The sequence below is a fragment of the Aquirufa originis genome (assembly GCF_042714495.1).
Classification (GTDB): Bacteria; Bacteroidota; Bacteroidia; order Cytophagales; family Spirosomataceae; genus Aquirufa; species Aquirufa originis.
In genome coordinates this window covers 436,451-455,405 of sequence record NZ_JBBKXY010000001.1, presented here as the reverse complement: position 1 = coordinate 455,405, position 18,955 = coordinate 436,451, and the positions used below count along the sequence as shown (strand labels likewise).

Below are 18,955 nucleotides of genomic sequence, written 5' to 3'. Positions count from 1 at the left end.
GCGATTGAAAGCGAATAGGCCCCTAAAGGCCTATTCAATTGATTAAATATCTAATAATAAACGAGCTGGATCCTCTAAAAGTTGCTTTAAGCGAACTAAGAAGCTAACCGACTCACGACCATCGATAATACGGTGATCATATGAAAGTGCTAAATACATAATAGGACGGATGACGATTTGGCCATCTACCACTACTGGACGCTCTACGATATTGTGCATACCTAGGATCGCCACTTGCGGTGCGTTAATAATCGGAGTCGATAACATCGAACCAAATACACCCCCATTCGTAATGGTGAATGTACCGCCACTCATTTCCTCTAAGCTCAATTTGTTTTCACGTGCCTTACCTGCTAAACGAACCACTTCTGATTCGATTCCAGCTAGAGACAAGTTTTCTGCCGAGCGAATGACAGGAACTACTAAGCCTTTTGGCGCAGATACCGCAATCGAAATATCACAATAGTCGTGGAATACGATTTCGTCTCCATCAATTTTTGCATTTACAGATGGGTACTCTTTTAAAGCCACACAAACTGCTTTGGTGAAGAATGACATAAAGCCTAAGCCTACACCGTGTTTCTCCTTGAATTTATCTTTGTATTTACCGCGAAGATCCATCACAGGCTTCATGTCCACTTCGTTAAACGTCGTCAACATCGCTGTTTCATTCTTCACTGCCACTAAACGACGAGCCACTGTCTTACGCAATGAGCTCATTTTTTCGCGACGTGTACGTTCTGAAGACGCTGCAACTGCCGGAGCAGAAGCTGCTGGAGCCGGTGCAGAAGCTGGCTTAACCGCAGAAACCGCATCCTCTTTCGTGATGCGACCACCTACGCCTGAACCTGCTACCGAAGCAGCGGAGATTCCTTTTTCATCTAATATTTTCGCTGCTGCTGGAGATGGGTGACCAGCTGCATAAGTCGCATCCCCAGAAGAAGCTGGAGCAGATGGCGCTGCTGCTGGAGCCGGAGCGGCCGCAGCTACTGAACCTCCTACGGTGATTCTTGCCAAAATACCTCCAATAGGAACTACCGTTCCTGATTCAGCCACGATTTCTAATACACCCGCTGATTCAGCTGGCAATTCGAACGTCGCTTTATCTGATTCTAATTCGCAAAGTACTTCGTCTAAAGAAACGCTATCCCCTGTTTTCTTATTCCAAACAGAAACCGTCACTTCCGTGATCGACTCCCCTACTGCAGGAACTTTTACTTCTAAAACAGACGTAGGACCCGCCGCTGGTGCAGGAGCTGCTGCAGGTGCTGGTGCTGCTACTGGGGCAGGAACTGCTGCTACAACAGGAGCGTCTGCGACCTTAACCGAAGCCGTTGCTCCACCTGCTTCAATCGTACAGATGATTGCGCCGATCGGAAGAACATCGCCTTCTTTCGCCACAATATGCAACACACCTTCCGCCTCTGCAGGCAATTCAAAGGTCGCTTTGTCCGATTCTAATTCGCACAAAACCTCGTCTAATTTCACGTGATCGCCTTCCTTCTTATTCCAAGTAGCAACGGTCACTTCTGTAATCGACTCGCCCACAGCGGGCACTTTCATTTCTATAGCCATAATAATTCTATTATTCGAATGCTTTGTTAATTAGGTTTGCTTGCTCTACGCCGTGAACTTTCAAGAATCCAGTCGCAGGAGAAGCGGATTTTTTACGTGCTACTAAACCTTTGAATTTAGACCAGCCAAATTCACGGATCACATACGACCAGTAGCCCATGTTTTCCGGTTCTTCTTGCACGAAGAATACATCTGCGCCTTTGTATTTCGCTAATTCTGCGTCTACTTGCTTCGTAGGGAATGGGTGTAATTGTTCCAAACGTACAATTGCTACATCCTTGCGCTTATCTTTTTCTTGGCGATCCAAAAGATCAAAGTATACTTTACCTGAGCAAAGTAATACCTTCTTCACTTTGGCCTTATCTGCATAACTATCACCGATCACCTCTTGGAATTTACCTTTGGTAAACTCTTCCATAGGCGAAACCACTTTCGGGTGACGGAAGATGGACTTAGGCGACATCACGACTAATGGCTTGCGGAAATCCCAAGTCAATTGACGACGTAAAGCGTGGAAAATATTCGCTGGCGTCGTTAAGTTCGCTACGATCATATTGTTTTCCGCAGCTAACTGCAAGAAACGCTCTGGACGTGCATTCGAGTGCTCTGGACCTTGTCCCTCATACCCGTGAGGCAATAACATCACTAAACCATTCTGTGTACCCCACTTCGATTCATGTGACGAAACGAATTGGTCAATCATGGTTTGAGCGCCATTGGCGAAGTCACCAAACTGTGCTTCCCAAATAACTAAGGCGTCTGGATTCGCTAAGGCATAACCAAACTCAAAACCTAATACGCCGTACTCAGAAAGTAAGGAGTTATAAATCTGCGCTTGCTCTTGACCCTCTTTGATGTGGTTTAACGAATTGTAGTTCTCATTTGTGTTCGCGTCGTGTAATACGACGTGACGGTGAGAGAACGTACCACGTTGCACATCTTGACCAGATAAACGTACTGGTTTGCCTTCTAAAAGAAGTGAGCCATAGGCTAATAATTCAGCCGTAGCCCAGTTTAATTGGCCTTTCTCGAAATAGCCTTTGCGATCTGCAATTACTTTTTCGATTTGCTTTAAGGCAGTAAAACCTTTTGGCAAAGAAGTCAAGGCTTTCGCTACTGAATCAATCACCTCTTTCGAGATCGCCGTTTTAGGAGACGAATCGAAATCCGTTTCGTTCGAGAAACGAAGCGCTGACCAGCGGTTATCTAATTTCAAGGGAACATACGGTGGGCTCACTTTTTGCTTCACCATATCTAAACGAGCCTGTAATTCTGCTTTGAAAGCAGAATCCATTTCTTCGGCTAATTTAGCCTCAATCTCGCCGTTCTTGATTAATTGTTGTGTGTAAACCTCGCGTGGGTTTGGATGATTCGTGATGTTCGCATACAACGTAGGCTGCGTAAAACGAGGCTCATCTGATTCGTTGTGGCCATTACGACGGTAACAAACCATATCCACAAATACATCGCGGTTAAATTCTTGACGGTATTCTGCCGCCATACGAGACACAAATACTACCGCTTCTGGATCATCTCCATTCACGTGGAATACCGGTGCATCGATGATTTTAGCTACATCCGTGCAATAAATCGCCGAACGAGCATCTTCAAAGTCTGTCGTAAAACCTACCTGGTTATTGATCACAAAGTGGATCGTTCCACCTGTCCCGTAACCCTTTAATTTCGCCATCTGAGTTACCTCATATACGATACCTTGACCGGCTACCGCCGCATCTCCGTGAATTAAAATAGGTAATACTTTATCGTAATCTCCCTTATAATGCGCATCTGCACTCGCACGGCAGAAACCTTCTACTAAGGGATTCACCGCTTCTAAGTGTGATGGATTAGGAGCTAATTTCAACGAAATCTCGCTTCCTTTAGGAGAAATATGCTTGCTTGAATAACCTAAGTGGTATTTTACATCACCATCCCCGTGAATTTCATTAGGAACATTTCCTTCGAAACCATCAAAGATTGCTTCGTATGATTTGTGCATGATGTTTGCTAACACGTTCAAACGCCCTCTGTGCGCCATCCCGATCATCGCCTCCTTCACACCTGCATCAGCTGCCACATTGATAATCGCATCTAAACCGGCAATAGTGGATTCACCACCTTCTAAGCCGAAACGCTTTTGGCCTAAATATTTAGTTCCTAAGAAGTTCTCAAAAACAACGGCCTCATTCATCTTCTGAAGAATGTGCTTTTTCTCCTCAAACGTAGGCTTGAAAGAAAGGGCTTCCTTCTCGATTTTATTACGTAACCACTCTTTTTGCTGTACGTCGCGGATATACGAATATTCGAAACCCACCGACCCAGCATAGATTTTATGTAAAGCTGCCTGAATCGTGCGTAAAGTTGCCGCACCTAAACCCATAAAGGATCCCGCTTGAAAAACGGTATCTAAATCCGCATCAGACAACGAATAATCCGCCAAATCTAAACGTGGCTTGCGATCCTTGCGCTCACGCACCGGGTTAGTTTTAGATAATAAGTGGCCTCTTGATCGGAAAGCCTTGATTAAGGAAATAACCGCCATTTCCTTCTGAACGTGGCTTGAATCAGCAGAAACAGCGCCCGCAGGTGCTCCCTCGCCTAACCAGGTTTGAGAAAAGTCGAAACCTTTGAAGAAATCTCTCCAAGAGCTATCTACCGAATTGGGATCTTGTTTGTACGCCTCATACAAGTCAGCTATGACTTGCGTGTCGGCATTGGCTACGTAGGAAAATGGATCCATAAGTTAATTTTCTAGGCTTTAGGCCAAAGAAATGTTTCAATGTTTTGGTTTAGTACAATCTTAACAATCTATAAATGCTAAAATCTACGCAATTTACTATTTGCTCCGCAAAATACCCCTAATTATTCGTGGGTTTTTTAGCTATAAGTGCACAAATTTCTGAGGAATTTTATCCATTGTAAAAGCACCCTAAAATTTCTTTAATAATTTCAATTTTTTCCTCTAAAATCACCAATAATTAGCCTATTCTTTTAAGGTCTAAATTGACCTAATTTCCCCAAGCCAAAATCGAGGTCATAACGGAGGAAAATTTGATGAAAACCAGACGCTTCACTCGAAGTAGTCGAACCAAGTGTCGATACATTTTTGCCTAGAAAATCATACGAATAACCAACTCTGAAATTCAAACCTAGCGGTACCTCCAGCGAACCTAAAAATGCTGGATCACCAAACTCCGAGCCCGTCTGCTGGTACCACAATCCTATCCCCAGCTTTTCTTGGTACCAAAATACCGCATTGAAATCCACTTTCGTCTGCAGATCCTTTCGCAAAACGGTTCCCACTTTCAGTGTATGCAAATCACCCACCGGGAAATAATAAGAGGCCTGCACATATAGAGGGGCATCTCCGAGGCCATCAAAACGATTAGTTGGCTTCGAAATTCCCACCAGCAAGGCTTCTTTTCGATAGGTCGCCCCTATCCCGATACTCCCTAAAAGCTCACTCGAACCCGATTTGCCTAAAATGGGATATTGATTCACCCCTAGATTGACACCATAACTCAACTGATTCCCTCTCCCCCAATGTTCATGCTTCGAGACGACCACCGCTAATCCTAGATTAGAGGAAATCATACCTGAGGGAGTCGCATACGATTGATCTGTATTGTATCCCAAAAATCCCAAGCCCCAGCTCCCCTTTAGCAAAGGCATATCAATGCTCATCAATTGTTGTGAGGACGAGGCTCCTCCGATGGTTTGAAAGAGAGGTTTTTTGCGAAAAATCCCTTTGGCAGAAAAAACCTTCTGCGCTCCTGCATCCGCCGGATTAATGGCTAATGGGAGAAATGGATAGGCCATTCGTAAGGATTCCTGCTGAGCGTTTACAGCGAATGAAAGAAATATAAGTAAGGCAAGTTTCCTCATAAAAGCTGACAATGTGACACCTCCCGCTTTCTTGGAATTAAAATTGCAAAAGGATGCCCAAATGTAGGATTATTAATTTTAAAAAATATGAAAGAAACAGGTAACATCTCCATTCACACCGAGAACATTTTCCCCATCATTAAGAAATTTCTCTATTCGGATCACGAGATTTTCCTTCGTGAGCTAGTTTCAAACGCCGTAGATGCGTCCCAAAAAATCAAGCGCCTAAGTTCCATTGGTGAATTTAACGGCGAATTGGGAGAACTGAAGGTGAAAGTTAGTTTTGACAAAGACAAAAAGACTATCACGATTTCTGACAACGGTATCGGTATGACCGCAGAAGAAATCAAGAAATACATCAACCAAATCGCCTTCTCTGGGGCCACTGAATTCGTAGAGAAATACAAGGACCAAGGAGATGACAAAGGTATTATCGGACATTTTGGTCTAGGTTTCTATTCTGCCTTTATGGTGGCGAAAGAGGTCGAGATCATCTCAAAATCGTACCAAGAGGGTTCTGAAGCCGCTACTTGGAAGTGCGACGGTTCTACCGAATACACGATCGGATCAGCCAAAAAGAAAACGCGCGGAACAGATATCATCTTGCACATCGCTGAAGACTCAGAGGAGTTTTTAGAGGAGTTCAAATTAAAGTCGATCTTGGAGAAATACGGCAAGTTCTTGCCGATTGAGATTGAGTTTGGCGATAAGGTAATTAATAACCCGAACCCGATTTGGACTAAATCTCCTTCTGATTTAACAGACGAGGATTACTTGAAATTCTACGAGGAATTATACCCTTTCCAAGAGAAACCTTTGTTCTGGATTCACTTAAATGTGGACTATCCGTTTAATTTAACGGGTATTTTATATTTCCCTAAAGTAAAGAACGAGATGCAATTGCAACGCGAAAAAATCTCCCTTTACAGCCGTCAGGTATTCATCACCGATGAGGTCAAAGACATCGTTCCTGAATTCTTGATGTTATTGCACGGGGTCATCGACTCACCCGATATTCCATTGAATGTATCTCGCTCGTTCTTACAAGCAGATTCGAACGTGAAGAAAATCAACTCGTACATTACGAAAAAAGTAGCAGATAAATTAGCGGAGTTATTCAAATCCGATCGTCCAGCGTTCGAAGAGAAATTCGCAAACATCGGCTTATTCATCAAGTACGGAATGATCTCGGATGAGAAATTCTTAGAGAAAGCCAAAGATTTTTGTCTAGTTCAAGATACGAATAACAAGTATTTCACGTTAGACGAATACAGTGAAGAGGTGCAAGCTGCCCAAACAGACAAGGACGGAAACAAGGTTTATTTGTATACCACCGACGTCGAGCAACAAGATGCCTTTATTCAATCCGCCCAAAACAAAGGTTATTCAATCATTAAATTGGATACCCTGATCGACAGCCACTTCATTAACACGATGGAGTCTAAATTAGAAAAGACGCAATGGAAGCGTGTAGATGCTGATGCGGTCGACAAATTAATTGATACAGGGATTACCCTAGAAGCGATTTTATCTGATGCTCAAAAAGAGAGTGTGAAGAAAGTCTTCGAAGAAACCATGAATGACAAACAAAAAGTGGTAGCCGTAGAGGCAATGTCACCCGATGAATTACCTGCCATCGTCACTCAAAACGAGTTTATGCGCAGAATGAGTGATATGTCGAAGACCGGCGGTGGCGGTATGGGCATGTTTGGAGCGATGCCAAACACCTATAACATCACCATCAACGCAAACCACCCATTGATTAGTAAACTAGCTGATTTGAAAGACGAGAGCGAACAAAAAGCGCTAGCGAAACAAATCTCTGACCTAGCTTTATTATCGCAAAATCTATTAACGGGGGCTGATTTGACAGCCTTCATTAAGAGAACAGTGGGAGGTTTTTAAGAGTTATTAAAATGCCCCAAATCAAAAGAGCCGCTAATTATGCGGCTCTTTTTTTTATTGCTTACGCACCATCAACTTCTTTGTGGCGACAGGTTTACCATCTACGAGCAGCTGGTACATATACAGTCCACTATTCAATTCACGCAAGGATATTTTAGCGCTGCGATCCTCTTTATCCAGTTCGACTTCCTTTACCACTAATCCTAACACATTATAAATGGCAATTTTGACCTCTTGGTTATTGCCCGAAAACTGGTAATCTACCAAGGCATATTCAGCAGCAGGATTGGGATACAAATGAGAAACAAAAATGCGATCGCCTTGAAATAAATAAGGATCATTCTTAAATCCTACCAAAGTGGCCAGGACTAAAATTAAAGTGATATGTCGCAATACTATTTTCATTCTCAAATCGTTGAGACGAAATTAGTATAATTTCAGACCGCTCAGTACTTTTTAAGGTTTTTTAACAAGGACTTGGTATTCCACCCGTTTCAGAATGGTTTGGAGGGATGGCTTTTCGGAGATTCTCCAGCGGAATCCATCTAATTCTTGCAGGTCACCTTTCCATTCTTTGGGAGGCACGAACTTAGCCTCTGGCTTCGTGATAAAGGCAATCTTCTTCACCTTATTATCTTCAAAAAACAAGTTCATTCGACTACATTCCACACGATTCAATCCAGTGGTTACTTTCTTATCATCGATGACATAATAGATACTTTCTCCATTCCCCTCCACATTCACCCGGTTTAATTTAGAATCTTCTTTGAAATGCACCCAGACTTTCCTTCCCTTAATCTGATTGTAGTGGTTCGCTGAATCGATAGAGATTACAAAAGACTTGCCACGCAAACGCATTTCCTTTAGCTTTTGATTCCCCATAAACAAGGATATGGAGTCGGCTTGGGATTGAGAATCCTGGGTCCAGAGAATCGGTTTTTGGTAGAAATGAATGATCGAATCCTGCACATTATACCCTAACGAATCACATCTGCCAGAGAGGTCTGATTTGTATATGAGGACATTTTTGTAGGCAAATAACTTTCGAATCGAATCCTTTTTAATGTTAACAGAAACTAAAGTATCCGCTGTCAAATACAGCGTATCTTTCTCCATAATGTTTTGCATCCACGCGTGGCCATAAACCCGAGTGATACCTGTCTTACCAGCATAACGGCCATTATCCCCTTTCAGGATTACTTTTTCTTTTTGGCTAACGAATTCCACCTTTCCTTTTGCCACACCTATTTGGGTAGGAGAATCGTAAAATAAGGTATCCGCCGTCAGAATATATTCGTCGGTTTTTGCCGTCGAACGACCCGTAAAATTCGACACTTTTGTGATCGTATTGTAGAAGCCGCGGCTGGTAATGACGGTATCCTTTTTCGTCACAATTTCCGTGGGTGCGATAAAAAAGGCTTCCTTAGAGAGCGTGTTGTATTTCAGTGAATCTGCTTTTACGGAGCCTCCTTCTTTATCGATGACGCGAACCTTCTCTTTAAATAAAAAATTCTTAGTCGTGGTATTGTAAAAGCCTTCGCGACTCGTCAGGGTAGATTTTTTATCGATGATCTTAGCTCCTGAATGATAGATGGCCATTTTAGAGTTTAAATCATAGTCTAATTTGGGCGTATTTAAGATAATCGTATGATCATCTAATTTCACCCGGCCGCTGATATAGGCCTGGCGCATATTGCCATTGTATAAAGCCGTATCACCCGTAATGGTTACCGTATCGGCTTGAATGATGCGCACGTGGCCGTAAGCTTCCACGTTATTCGTGGTAGAGTTCAAAACGGCTTGATCACAGGAAAGCGTGGTCGTACCTTGTTGCAATAAAACGCGACCTACCAGGGTTTTTCGCATGATTAAATCCTGTTGCATTCCATTCAAACTATCCGCTCGAATGACTTGCAAAAGCTGCCCCTGCGCTTGTGTTAAAAACGACAAACTCAGAAGAAATACCAGGAAAATCCAACCTTTGTAACGCATCTTGAAATTGAATCGCTAATTTCGTAGCTCCATTGAACACGCAATTTACCATTTTTATGCTGGAAGATTTTATCCATTTTGTCCAAAAAGAGAATTTATTCCAACCCGACCAGAAAATTTTGATCGCCGTTAGCGGAGGAATTGACTCGATTGTATTGAGTAAGCTTTTTTCTTTGGCCAAATTCAAATTTGGAATTGCCCACGTCAACTTCAGCCTTCGGGGTGAAGAATCGTTAGCGGACGAGGTTTTCGTGAAGAAATTCGCCAAAACCCTTAAAGTCCCTTACCACACCATCTGCTTCGACACGAACGCTTTCGCCGCTCAGGAAAAAATCTCCACCCAAATGGCCGCGCGCATTTTGCGCTACCAATGGTTCGAAGAAATCCGCGTTAAAGAGGGTTACGATTTTATTGCAACAGGTCACCACCAATTAGACAGCGCGGAAACGATGCTCATTAATCTAGTTCGAGGAACTGGAATCGCCGGTTTTCATGGTATTCCCGTTAAATCAGGGAATTTAATCCGTCCCTTATCATTCGCCAGCCAAGACGCTATTTTTGACTTTGTAGTCGCTCATAAACTGGCATGGCGGGAAGATTCATCCAATGAATCGAACAAATACCAACGCAATTTCATTCGCCACGAAATAATGCCCAAGTTCCAAGAACTGAACGCTAATTTCGAGCAAACCCTCGCAGCCACTAGCTCAAAAATCAAAGGAATCGAGGCCTGGATGCAAGAAGAATTGCAAGCTTTTATCAGCGAAAACAGCTCGATTGATGCAGCTGGGAATATAACGGTCAAAATACCTTCATTAACGCCAAAAAGCACCGTTTTACTCACTGAACTATTACTCAGCTACCACTTCAATTCGACCTCCATCGAAGCCATCTTACAGTCGGATAAAGTGGGTGCCATTTTTGAATCTCCTAGCCATAGTTTGAATATCGATCGTGGTCAATGGATTTTAACACAGAAAAGTCAAGCGGATTATAAACCCATTGTCATCTCTGAAGAAGATGAAGTCATTCAACTGGGAAACCAAGAATTGCACATATTCATTGAAGAACGAACCGCAGACTGGAAAGCGATCACAGATCCGAATGTCGCCTGCCTGGATGCAGACACATTAGACTTCCCTTTAGAAATCAGAAAAGTACAAGATGGGGATTGGTTTTGCCCTTTAGGGATGAATCAAAAGAAGTTAATCTCTGACTTTCTTACGGACAAGAAAGTGCCATTAGCCATTAAGAAAAACACCCAAATCCTTTTAAGTAAAGGTTCTGTTGCCTGGATCCTAGGGCAGCGAATTGATAATCGAAATAAGGTGACGGATAAGACGGAGTTGGTGGCTGTTTTTGAATTGAAATCCTCACTCGAAAAGAATTAAGCTGAGGCATTTTAAATAACAATTTGAAAATTGTGCTGCGCAATAATTTTCTGAATTGCTTTTTAAAATACTCTCAGCCAAACAAAATTTCAGGTTCTAGAATTTCAATCAAAAAACCTCTTTTATTTCTTCGGACTAATTTGTTGCGAAATTTATTCTTTATGCTCTGTGCTCTGTGCTTTATCGCAGATTATTAAAATAGCCGGAGGCTATTTTAATAATCTGCGATATGCCTCCGTCCTAATCGGATCCAACGTACTTAAATAAGTAAAAGCTTGCTGGCGTTCTGCCGGCAGGGCTTCGTCGAGAAGGGAAATAATTTCTTCTGATTTGGCATCAAAAAAGACGCGAATACTTGCGGCACCAGGACGTAAAGAATTAATTTGACGAATCGATTTTAAAATTTCAAGAATACCTTTTCTGGCTGCATCCGGGTTGTCCCCCATCTTATCCAAATAGAGTCGATGGTAATCATAGTTTACCTCCCGCATAGTCTGCAAATTCTGATTAATCAAGTTCTCCGAGACCCCCATTCTGCTACGCACGTCAGAGATGACACCCCAACCAGAACCCGAGTTTTGAGCTAGATTAGTCAGATTATTTAACTTTTGAACGAAAGGATCTCCTCCTTTTGGGGCAAAAGAATCATACGAATACGCTAATCCCAAATAGGCATAATAAGCCATCATTGAGCTTAAATTATCTGAAAAGCTATTATCGTTATACGTGATGGGCGAGCCTAATTGGTATTTGAAATTGAAATTCTTGTCCACTAAATTCAATAAGACCGTTTCATACGAAGTACCAAAAACTGGCCGCAAAACTTGTACTCGGGCAGTGGCCTCAATGTCTCCTTGGGCGGAGGACTTCGTTAATAGTAAATTGATATTTAATTTGATTTTTTCTTCGGGCGCAAAATTATCAGATGACCATCTACGGCCATTCATAAATTCCTGCATCGTTCGTTGTAATTCAGCGTAGACTTGAGAACCGCCTCGCTGCTGGTCGAGCTGTAATTGCTCTGTACTGATACTAATAGAAGTTAAAAGTTCTTGAGCTTGAACAGCCCAAGAACTTAAAAGGAATATCAACAGAAATCGAATTGATTTCATGATCGATCTATTAAAATCAAAGATGACTAGTTTTCAGTTGTACCTTCTTCGCGGTTTCTGAAATCTACTTTATCAGCTAAAAAATCATCGATAGCTAAAGCAGAAGGCTTAGGCATACGCTCATAGTACTTTGAGATTTCGATTTGCTCGCGGTTCTCAAAAATCTCTTCTAAATTATCTACAGAAGAAGCGAACTCAGATAATTTACCTGATAATTCTTCTTTCATCTTGCTTGAAATCTGACGTGCACGTTGTCCTACGATCGAAATTGATTCGTATACGTTACCAGTTTTAGCAGCGATCTTATCTACATCACGTGTAATGATGGATGGATTTGTTGGAGTCTTAGACATCTCTATATAATTTAAGATTGCAAATTTAACGTTAATTTTTAAGAAATACTATTGAGGGCTCGTAGCAATTTTCGAAGTATTCGACTTCTCTTTTTCCTGCAGGGCCTTGTATTCTGCTTCTAATTTGGCGATTCGGGTTACCTCATTTTGGCTTTCCGTATACCATTTTTCAGCTGTTTTCAAGAACGAACTTTGTGGGTATTTATCAATGAATTCTAAATAGAACTTCAATACTTCTTCGTAACGCTCCTTTTGTTTGAATTCGACAGTACTTTTTGCCAAATCAAACTGGGAAACTACCTTGAAATAAGCCATCTCCTCATTGTAATCAGAATCTGGGAAGTCACGCTGGAAATTCGTAATCTCAATAACCGCTGACTTTAATGAAGCTATGTTGAATGGTGAAGTCTTATAATACAACTTCGCCTTTTCATACGCTTTCTTCTCTAATTTCTTACGCAGATCCTTGATCATCAAACTGCAATCCTCGCGGTATTTTGAATCTGGATAATTGTTCAAATAGCTTTGCAATTCGTTGATAGCAGATAAAGTACCTGTTTGATCTAAATTAAAGTTAGGAGAATCTTTATAGAGTGAAAAAGCAGCCATATAGATAGATTCTTCGGCAAATTCAGAACGAGAAAAGACCTCTGAGAAACGCTTAAAGTGGGTATTCGCAACGGTGTAATTCGCCAATTCGAAATCACATTTGGCCTGGTAAAAAGTAGCCATCTCCTGCGTAGAATCACCCGTTAATAGTGGCAATACCTCATCAAACAGGATTCCTGCTTTATCAAACTCTTTCTTTTTGTAATAATCGACTGCCGCTTTGTATTTCGTAGGTACGTTTGCGCTCTTTCTGAACTTCTCAAACTTTCCACACGCACTTAAACCGATTAAGGCGACTAAACAAACAAGTATTTTATTTTTCAAATTCATAAGCCCGCAAAGATACGTTTATTTTCTGAATTGTAGGTGATAGAGTTGCGCATATAAACCATCTAAAGCCAATAATTCATCTTGCGTCCCGCGCTCCTTAATTTCCCCTTTGTCCATCACTAAAATTTGGTCTGAATTCCGAATGGTAGACAGTCGATGGGCAATCACCACGGCCGTACGTCCTTTCATGAGGGTTGAAATCGCTTGCTGAATCAACACTTCCGTCTCAGAATCCACGGAGGACGTAGCTTCATCTAAGACAATAATCTTCGGGTTATGGACCAAAGCACGTACAAAAGAAATCAACTGCCTTTGTCCCACACTTAACGTAGCGCCACGTTCCTTCACCTCATAATCATAGCCACCTGGAAGTGAAAGAATAAAATCATGGACACCCACCGCTTTCGCGGCTTCTACCATTTTATCCTGAGTGATCGACTCATCACCTAGATGAATATTGTAGGCAATCGAAGAACTAAATAAGAACACATCTTGTAATACCACCGCGATGTTTTTGCGCAAAGAGCCTATTTCGTAAGAGGTCAAAGGAACGCCATCGATATTAATCTCGCCGCTTTGGCAATCATATAAACGACCTAATAATCCTATGATAGACGACTTACCCGCTCCTGTCGCTCCCACAATAGCGCAGGTTTTCCCCGCTTCCACTGTAAAACTCACGTTTTTGACTACCCATTCTGGCTCCTGATATGCGAAAGTGACGTCCGAAAATTCAATTTTTCCTTCGATGTGATCCGCCTGAATGGTTCCGTTATTTTGAATATAATCCGTCGAATCTAAGAGCGTTAAAATGCGCTCCGTCGACACTATCCCCATTTGCAAGGTATTGAAACGATCCGCTAGCATGCGAATGGGACGGTAAAACAAGTTGATAAACATGATGAACGCGGTCAAGGTCCCCACTCCCATCTCCTCCTTCACAATATAGGTCGACGCCGCCCATACTACTAAACCTGTACCGATCGCCGCAATGACATCCGCCACCGGAAAGAAAACCGAATAGGCCAAAATACCCCGAATATTGGCATCGCGGTGCTCTTCGTTAATGCGGTTGAATTTCGCTAATTCTTGCTTTTCGGCGTGGAACATTTGGACGATTAACATCCCAGAAATATGTTCCTGAACAAAGGAATTTAAATTTGCTACAGCCGTTCGAACCTCGTTGAACGACTTCTTGATATATTCCTTGAATACATAGGTCGAAAAGACCATAAAAGGAACTGTCGCGATGATGATTAAAGTCAAGCGCCAATCCGCATAAAACATCACGCCTAAAATCAAGAATAATTGTAGTAAATCACCCGCAATGGAGGCTAATCCCTCTGAAAACACATCATTCAGTGTTTCAATATCTGACACCGTTCTCGTCACTAAACGCCCAATAGGCGTCGCATCAAAAAAGGCTAATCGCAGATGAACGATCTTCTCATACAACTGAATGCGAATGTCGCGGATAACGGTTTGGCCTAAATAACCCGCTAAATACGAAGTAGAAAATTGCAAACCTGTTTGCAATAAGAGGGCTCCCAGCATCCAACCTAGCATACGTACTAAATCGGACGCGAAAGTCAAGCCTAGGTAATTATCTAGGGTATAGCGTATAAGCAATGGTACAACAGGAGAAATTCCTGCCATACAGAGAATCAAAAACACCAGAAACCAAAAGCGAAAACGGTAGGGCTGAATAAAGCCATACAAACGTTTAATGATCTGAAAATCGAATGTTTTACCGGAATTAGCTTCTTTCACTGTTCATTTTTTCGATGGAGGAAGAAGCCGCGCAAGTACCACAGCCTTTGGCACAGTTTCCTGCATTCTTACCCCAAAACTGATTGTATACCAGGCGAACTAAATAAACGAGCGCCGCAGCAAATACCAAAAAGATGATCCCGTTTTCCATATTAATCAAACCACTTAGACTGCAAAGTTCCTAAAAATTCCGAGAATATGGGACCTGCACCAATAATTTCACCCGTAAAAATAACGTCTTGGCCACCCGAAAAATTGGTCACCATCCCTCCAGCTTCTTCGATAATGATTTTACCTGCAGCGACATCCCAGGGCTTCAGATTTGCCTCAAAAAAGCCTTCAAAACGACCGCAGGCCGTATACGCTAAATCAATGGCTGCCGCACCCATGCGTCTTAAACCGTGCGAGGAACGCATTAGTTCCTTCAATAAATCTAAATAACGGTCTTGGTAGGAGAAATCATAATAGGGAAATCCGGTGGCTAATAAAGACTTAGACAAAGAATTTTCAGGAGAAACCTGAATGGGTTTGCCATTCAAATGCGCTCCATGTCCCTTCACCGCCGTAAATAATTCATCGCGATTCGGTTCATAGATTAAACCTAGAATAGGTTGTTTATTCAGGATCAAACCCACTGAAACCGCAAATACCGGCAGCTTATGCAAGAAATTCGTGGTGCCATCTAAAGGATCAATCACCCAATAATACCCATCCCCTACCTCGTCGTAATTCGACGAAGTTTCCTCCGCGATAAAGGCCGCTTCCGGAAAAATAGCAGAAAGCCCTTGTTTTAATTTCGCTTCAGCCTGCTGATCCACAAACGAAACTAAATCGTTCGTTCCTTTATAGATAATGTCCGAACTCGAAAACTGCGATGATTGCTGCAGAATCCATTGACCGGTTTCTCGAACCAGCTGCGAAGATTCTACCAATACATCGGTTAACGCTTTCATTATTTTTTAGCCACTGGTTTTACACTTGCCAAAGGTCCTTTCAACCAATCCGCGATAATCTGTTGCGTCTCTTTCAAATACGCATCTTTCGCGTGCTTATCTTTTTCTTTGGAAACCAACTTCGTGTCTTCCGTTTCAGCGCCCGCCATCACTTCCATCACAGCAGCTGCCTCATCTGGTTTTTTCTTTTGGTCGTCTAATTCCTTCTTGCGCTTATCATATTGCAAAGCAATCGAATTCGTTTCCTTCAATTTCTTCCAACGCTCTAAATCCTCTTTCAATTTCAATAGTTCAGGCTTCGTTTTCAAGCGATTTTGGAAAGCTACTTGTAATGATTTAACGGTCGCTGGATTTACTTTTCCCGTCTTCGTAAACGTCGTAGAACGAATCATATCCCAAGGCAACGCACTTGGCTGTGAGCTTTCGCCAAATTCCTCCGCAGAGAAAGCAGAGGGCAAAGCGAAATCAGGGCTCACGCCTTTGTGTTGCGTCGAACTTCCGGTAATACGGTAGAATTTTTCCAACGTGATTTTCAATACACCTGGATTTTCCTTCTCAGAACGAACGAAACGACTTAAATCTAACACGCTTTGAACGGTTCCTTTACCGTAAGATTGCTCCCCTACGATAATACCACGTTGATAGTCTTGAATAGCTCCTGCGAAAATCTCCGAAGCAGAAGCAGAGAATCGGTTGATCAAAACAGCCATAGGGCCGTCGTAAACTAACTCCGGGTTTTCATCATTTTCTTGGGTGATTTGGCCAGTTGATTCTTTTCTTTGAACCACCGGCCCAGAAGTAATGAATAAACCAGTTAAATCAACGGCTTCAATCAAGGATCCGCCACCGTTATTACGTAAATCAATTAATAAGGCATCAATACCTTCTTTTTTGAACTCTACTAAAAACTTGCGTACATCCGCCGAAGTCGATTTAAAGCCTGCCTCATTATTGCGAGCACCTTCGAAATCACGGTAGAACATTGGAATGGTGATTAAACCGATTTTGATGGTTTTGTCGCCTTGTTTTTGGAACAAAATCTCCTTCTTTGCCGTCTGTTCTTCTAATTTAATCTTCTCGCGGACGATGCGCACCTCTGTGGTAGGAGAACCCGTCACACCCGAGGCTGGTAAAATCTTTAAGCGAACAACGGTTCCTTTCGGACCACGGATTAATTTCACCGCATCATCCGTAAACCAACCGATGATATCGACAAATTTCCCATCCTCTCCTTGCGCTACACCTACAATACGGTCTTTCGGATTCACTTGCTTACTGCGATAGGCTGGTCCACCTGGAACTAAATCCACAATGCTCACGTAATCACCTTCTAGACGAAGCGTAGCCCCTATTCCTTCGAAACTTTGGGACATATCCTTGTTGAATTCTTCCGCCGCCTTCGGGATCATATAAGTTGTATGCGGATCAATACTTTCCGTGTAGGCATTCATAAAGACTTGGAAAACGTCTTCTGATTTCGTTTTGGCCATATACTTTTCCGTCCGCTTGTAACGCTCCTTTAATTCCCGTACTGACGTAGTGTCTGCCTTACCACCTATTTTCCAATCTAATAATTGACGTTTCAAATCTTTACGCCAAAAATCATCCAACTCAGACTCCGATTTTGCCCAAGTCGCTTTCTCGCGGTTTGGCTGGTAGGTTTCATCTAAGGTAAAATCTGTTGGCTTATCCAATTGTGCCGTGATGAACGCATAGCGCGCTTTCATCCGCTTTTGGTATAGATTATAAATCTGGAATGCTGGAGTTAAATCTCCTAAATTCAACGCCTCATCGATTGCAAAACGATACTTTTCTATTTCATTGATATCCTCCGCTAAAAAGAACACCTTATTCGGGTCTAATTGCTTGATGTAGGAATCAAATATCTTCGAAGACAAGGAGTCATTTACCGGCACCTTGCGGTAATGGTAATTGCTCAAAATCTCGAACACCTTGCTTTCCACTTTACGCTGCAAAGCGGAAGGCTGCAAATCACCCTCCTGGTAATTGATTTGATTCTGCAGATCAGAACCGTGCATAAACCAAACAACCAATAAGGAAAGCGGGATGAAAATAGGAAGTATCTTCTTCATAGATTTATTTTTCAATCTCTAATAATTCCACTTCAAAAACTAAAGCAGAATAGGGCTTGATCGTTTGACCACCGCCACGAACACCATATGCGAGGTTTTGGGGAATAAATAATTTGAATTTAGAGCCAACTGGCATTAATTGTAAAGCCTCAACCCAGCCTTGAATCACACCGGTCACCGGAAATGAGATAGGCTCACCTCGTTGTACCGAAGAATCAAACACCGTGCCATCGATTAATGTTCCATGGTAATGCGTTTTCACTTTATCAGTGGCTACTGGCTTAGGACCCGTGCCTAACTTCATGATTTTGTATTGTAAACCAGATTCGGTTACAATGATGGAATCTTTCTTTTTGTTTTCTGCCAAAAACTTCTCTCCCACCTCTTTATTAGGCAAAAATTGCTTCGATTGTTCCAAAGCTTGGGCCTCTTGATTCTTCATCATATAAGCTGAAACGACGTTTTGGCATTCTTGTTCTGTCATTTTCAAAGCACCACCTTGGGTAGCTGCCTCAAAACCTTTGGCCACCATCGCTGGATTCAAAGTCACTTTTTGAGACTTGAAATTCTGTGCCACTAACACACCCACAGCATAAGAAACCGAATCCACTTGATTCGCAAATTCTTTTACGGGCACTTTCGTTAGAGAGACTGTTAACTTCGGCTTTGTTTTAGGTTTCACTTGTGCAATGGAAGTAAATGCAGCCAAACTAGCTAAAAGGGTCAAAAATTTAATTTTCATAAAATAGAGAATTGATTTAAAAACAAAGGTTCGAAGATAAGCAAAAATGCCTCTTTTTCAAGAATTTTAACGGCATTTAACAGTTGGTTTATCAAGTAGAAAAAACTCATCTTTAAAAAGTCTTATGATTAACGTCTTTTTTTGTAATAATTATGGGAATATTGAAATTTCCTAGCTAATTTTGCACCCGAAATTTGATTCAAAATAAATAGTTTAAAAATCAGTTTAAAATTATTAAACCCCTC

The 18,955-nt window shown here is 42.0% G+C and carries 15 protein-coding genes; 2 read left to right on the top strand and 13 right to left on the bottom strand.

Annotated elements, in window-relative coordinates:
- Nucleotides 1-42: 42 nt before the first annotated feature.
- The 3 genes from odhB to SKC35_RS01890 form a co-directional block, all read right to left on the bottom strand.
- On the bottom strand, nucleotides 43-1,575 hold the full coding sequence (odhB, locus tag SKC35_RS01900) for a 2-oxoglutarate dehydrogenase complex dihydrolipoyllysine-residue succinyltransferase (RefSeq protein WP_377977805.1): 1,533 nt from the start codon (nucleotides 1,573-1,575) through the stop codon (nucleotides 43-45).
- A gap of 10 nt (nucleotides 1,576-1,585) precedes the next feature.
- Complete coding sequence (locus tag SKC35_RS01895) at nucleotides 1,586-4,315, bottom strand: 2-oxoglutarate dehydrogenase E1 component (RefSeq protein ID WP_377977804.1); 2,730 nt, start codon at nucleotides 4,313-4,315, stop codon at nucleotides 1,586-1,588.
- A 251-nt stretch (nucleotides 4,316-4,566) separates the two neighbouring features.
- Entirely contained in the window at nucleotides 4,567-5,460 is an 894-nt protein-coding gene (locus SKC35_RS01890; protein ID WP_377977803.1) for a type IX secretion system membrane protein PorP/SprF, read from the bottom strand.
- A gap of 87 nt (nucleotides 5,461-5,547) precedes the next feature.
- Between SKC35_RS01890 and htpG the strand changes: the two genes are divergently transcribed.
- Nucleotides 5,548-7,365, top strand: a complete 1,818-nt coding sequence (gene htpG, locus SKC35_RS01885) for a molecular chaperone HtpG (protein WP_377977802.1) — start codon at nucleotides 5,548-5,550, stop codon at nucleotides 7,363-7,365.
- A 54-nt stretch (nucleotides 7,366-7,419) separates the two neighbouring features.
- On the opposite strand, the gene SKC35_RS01880 is transcribed toward htpG, so the two are convergent.
- Both SKC35_RS01880 and SKC35_RS01875 read right to left on the bottom strand, forming a co-directional pair.
- Nucleotides 7,420-7,770 (bottom strand): T9SS type A sorting domain-containing protein, encoded by a 351-nt coding sequence (locus SKC35_RS01880; RefSeq protein ID WP_377977801.1) that lies wholly within the window; start codon nucleotides 7,768-7,770, stop codon nucleotides 7,420-7,422.
- A gap of 51 nt (nucleotides 7,771-7,821) precedes the next feature.
- Complete coding sequence (locus tag SKC35_RS01875; protein WP_377977800.1) at nucleotides 7,822-9,357, bottom strand: OstA-like protein; 1,536 nt, start codon at nucleotides 9,355-9,357, stop codon at nucleotides 7,822-7,824.
- Between the two features lie 56 nt (nucleotides 9,358-9,413).
- Here SKC35_RS01875 and tilS point away from each other — a divergent pair, with 56 nt between their 5' ends.
- Complete coding sequence (gene tilS, locus SKC35_RS01870) at nucleotides 9,414-10,748, top strand: tRNA lysidine(34) synthetase TilS (protein WP_377977799.1); 1,335 nt, start codon at nucleotides 9,414-9,416, stop codon at nucleotides 10,746-10,748.
- Nucleotides 10,749-10,957: 209 nt separating this feature from the next.
- Here tilS and porD read toward each other — a convergent pair whose 3' ends face one another.
- Genes porD through SKC35_RS01830 form a run of 8 tightly spaced genes read right to left on the bottom strand, consistent with a single transcriptional unit; the run spans nucleotide 10,958 to nucleotide 18,710 of the window.
- A complete protein-coding gene (gene porD, locus SKC35_RS01865) occupies nucleotides 10,958-11,860 on the bottom strand; it encodes a type IX secretion system protein PorD (RefSeq protein WP_377977798.1) in 903 nt (300 codons plus the stop codon).
- Nucleotides 11,861-11,886: 26 nt separating this feature from the next.
- A complete protein-coding gene (locus SKC35_RS01860; protein ID WP_130896211.1) occupies nucleotides 11,887-12,213 on the bottom strand; it encodes a DNA-directed RNA polymerase subunit omega in 327 nt (108 codons plus the stop codon).
- Nucleotides 12,214-12,261: 48 nt separating this feature from the next.
- Nucleotides 12,262-13,152, bottom strand: coding sequence for an outer membrane protein assembly factor BamD (locus SKC35_RS01855; protein WP_377977797.1), 891 nt, complete (start codon nucleotides 13,150-13,152; stop codon nucleotides 12,262-12,264).
- 18 nt (nucleotides 13,153-13,170) lie between these two features.
- Nucleotides 13,171-14,922: an ABC transporter ATP-binding protein gene (locus tag SKC35_RS01850; RefSeq protein ID WP_377977796.1), complete on the bottom strand. Its 1,752-nt coding sequence runs from the start codon at nucleotides 14,920-14,922 to the stop codon at nucleotides 13,171-13,173.
- Entirely contained in the window at nucleotides 14,909-15,073 is a 165-nt protein-coding gene (locus SKC35_RS01845) for a FeoB-associated Cys-rich membrane protein (protein WP_130923534.1), read from the bottom strand. The genes SKC35_RS01850 and SKC35_RS01845 overlap by 14 nt, the downstream gene beginning before the upstream one ends.
- A 1-nt stretch (nucleotide 15,074) precedes the next feature.
- Complete coding sequence (locus SKC35_RS01840) at nucleotides 15,075-15,875, bottom strand: inositol monophosphatase family protein (protein ID WP_377977795.1); 801 nt, start codon at nucleotides 15,873-15,875, stop codon at nucleotides 15,075-15,077.
- Nucleotides 15,875-17,968, bottom strand: coding sequence for a carboxy terminal-processing peptidase (locus tag SKC35_RS01835; protein WP_377977794.1), 2,094 nt, complete (start codon nucleotides 17,966-17,968; stop codon nucleotides 15,875-15,877). Before SKC35_RS01835 ends, SKC35_RS01840 begins: the two co-directional genes overlap by 1 nt.
- 4 nt (nucleotides 17,969-17,972) lie before the next feature.
- Nucleotides 17,973-18,710: an FKBP-type peptidyl-prolyl cis-trans isomerase gene (locus tag SKC35_RS01830; protein WP_377977793.1), complete on the bottom strand. Its 738-nt coding sequence runs from the start codon at nucleotides 18,708-18,710 to the stop codon at nucleotides 17,973-17,975.
- Nucleotides 18,711-18,955 lie beyond the last annotated feature (245 nt).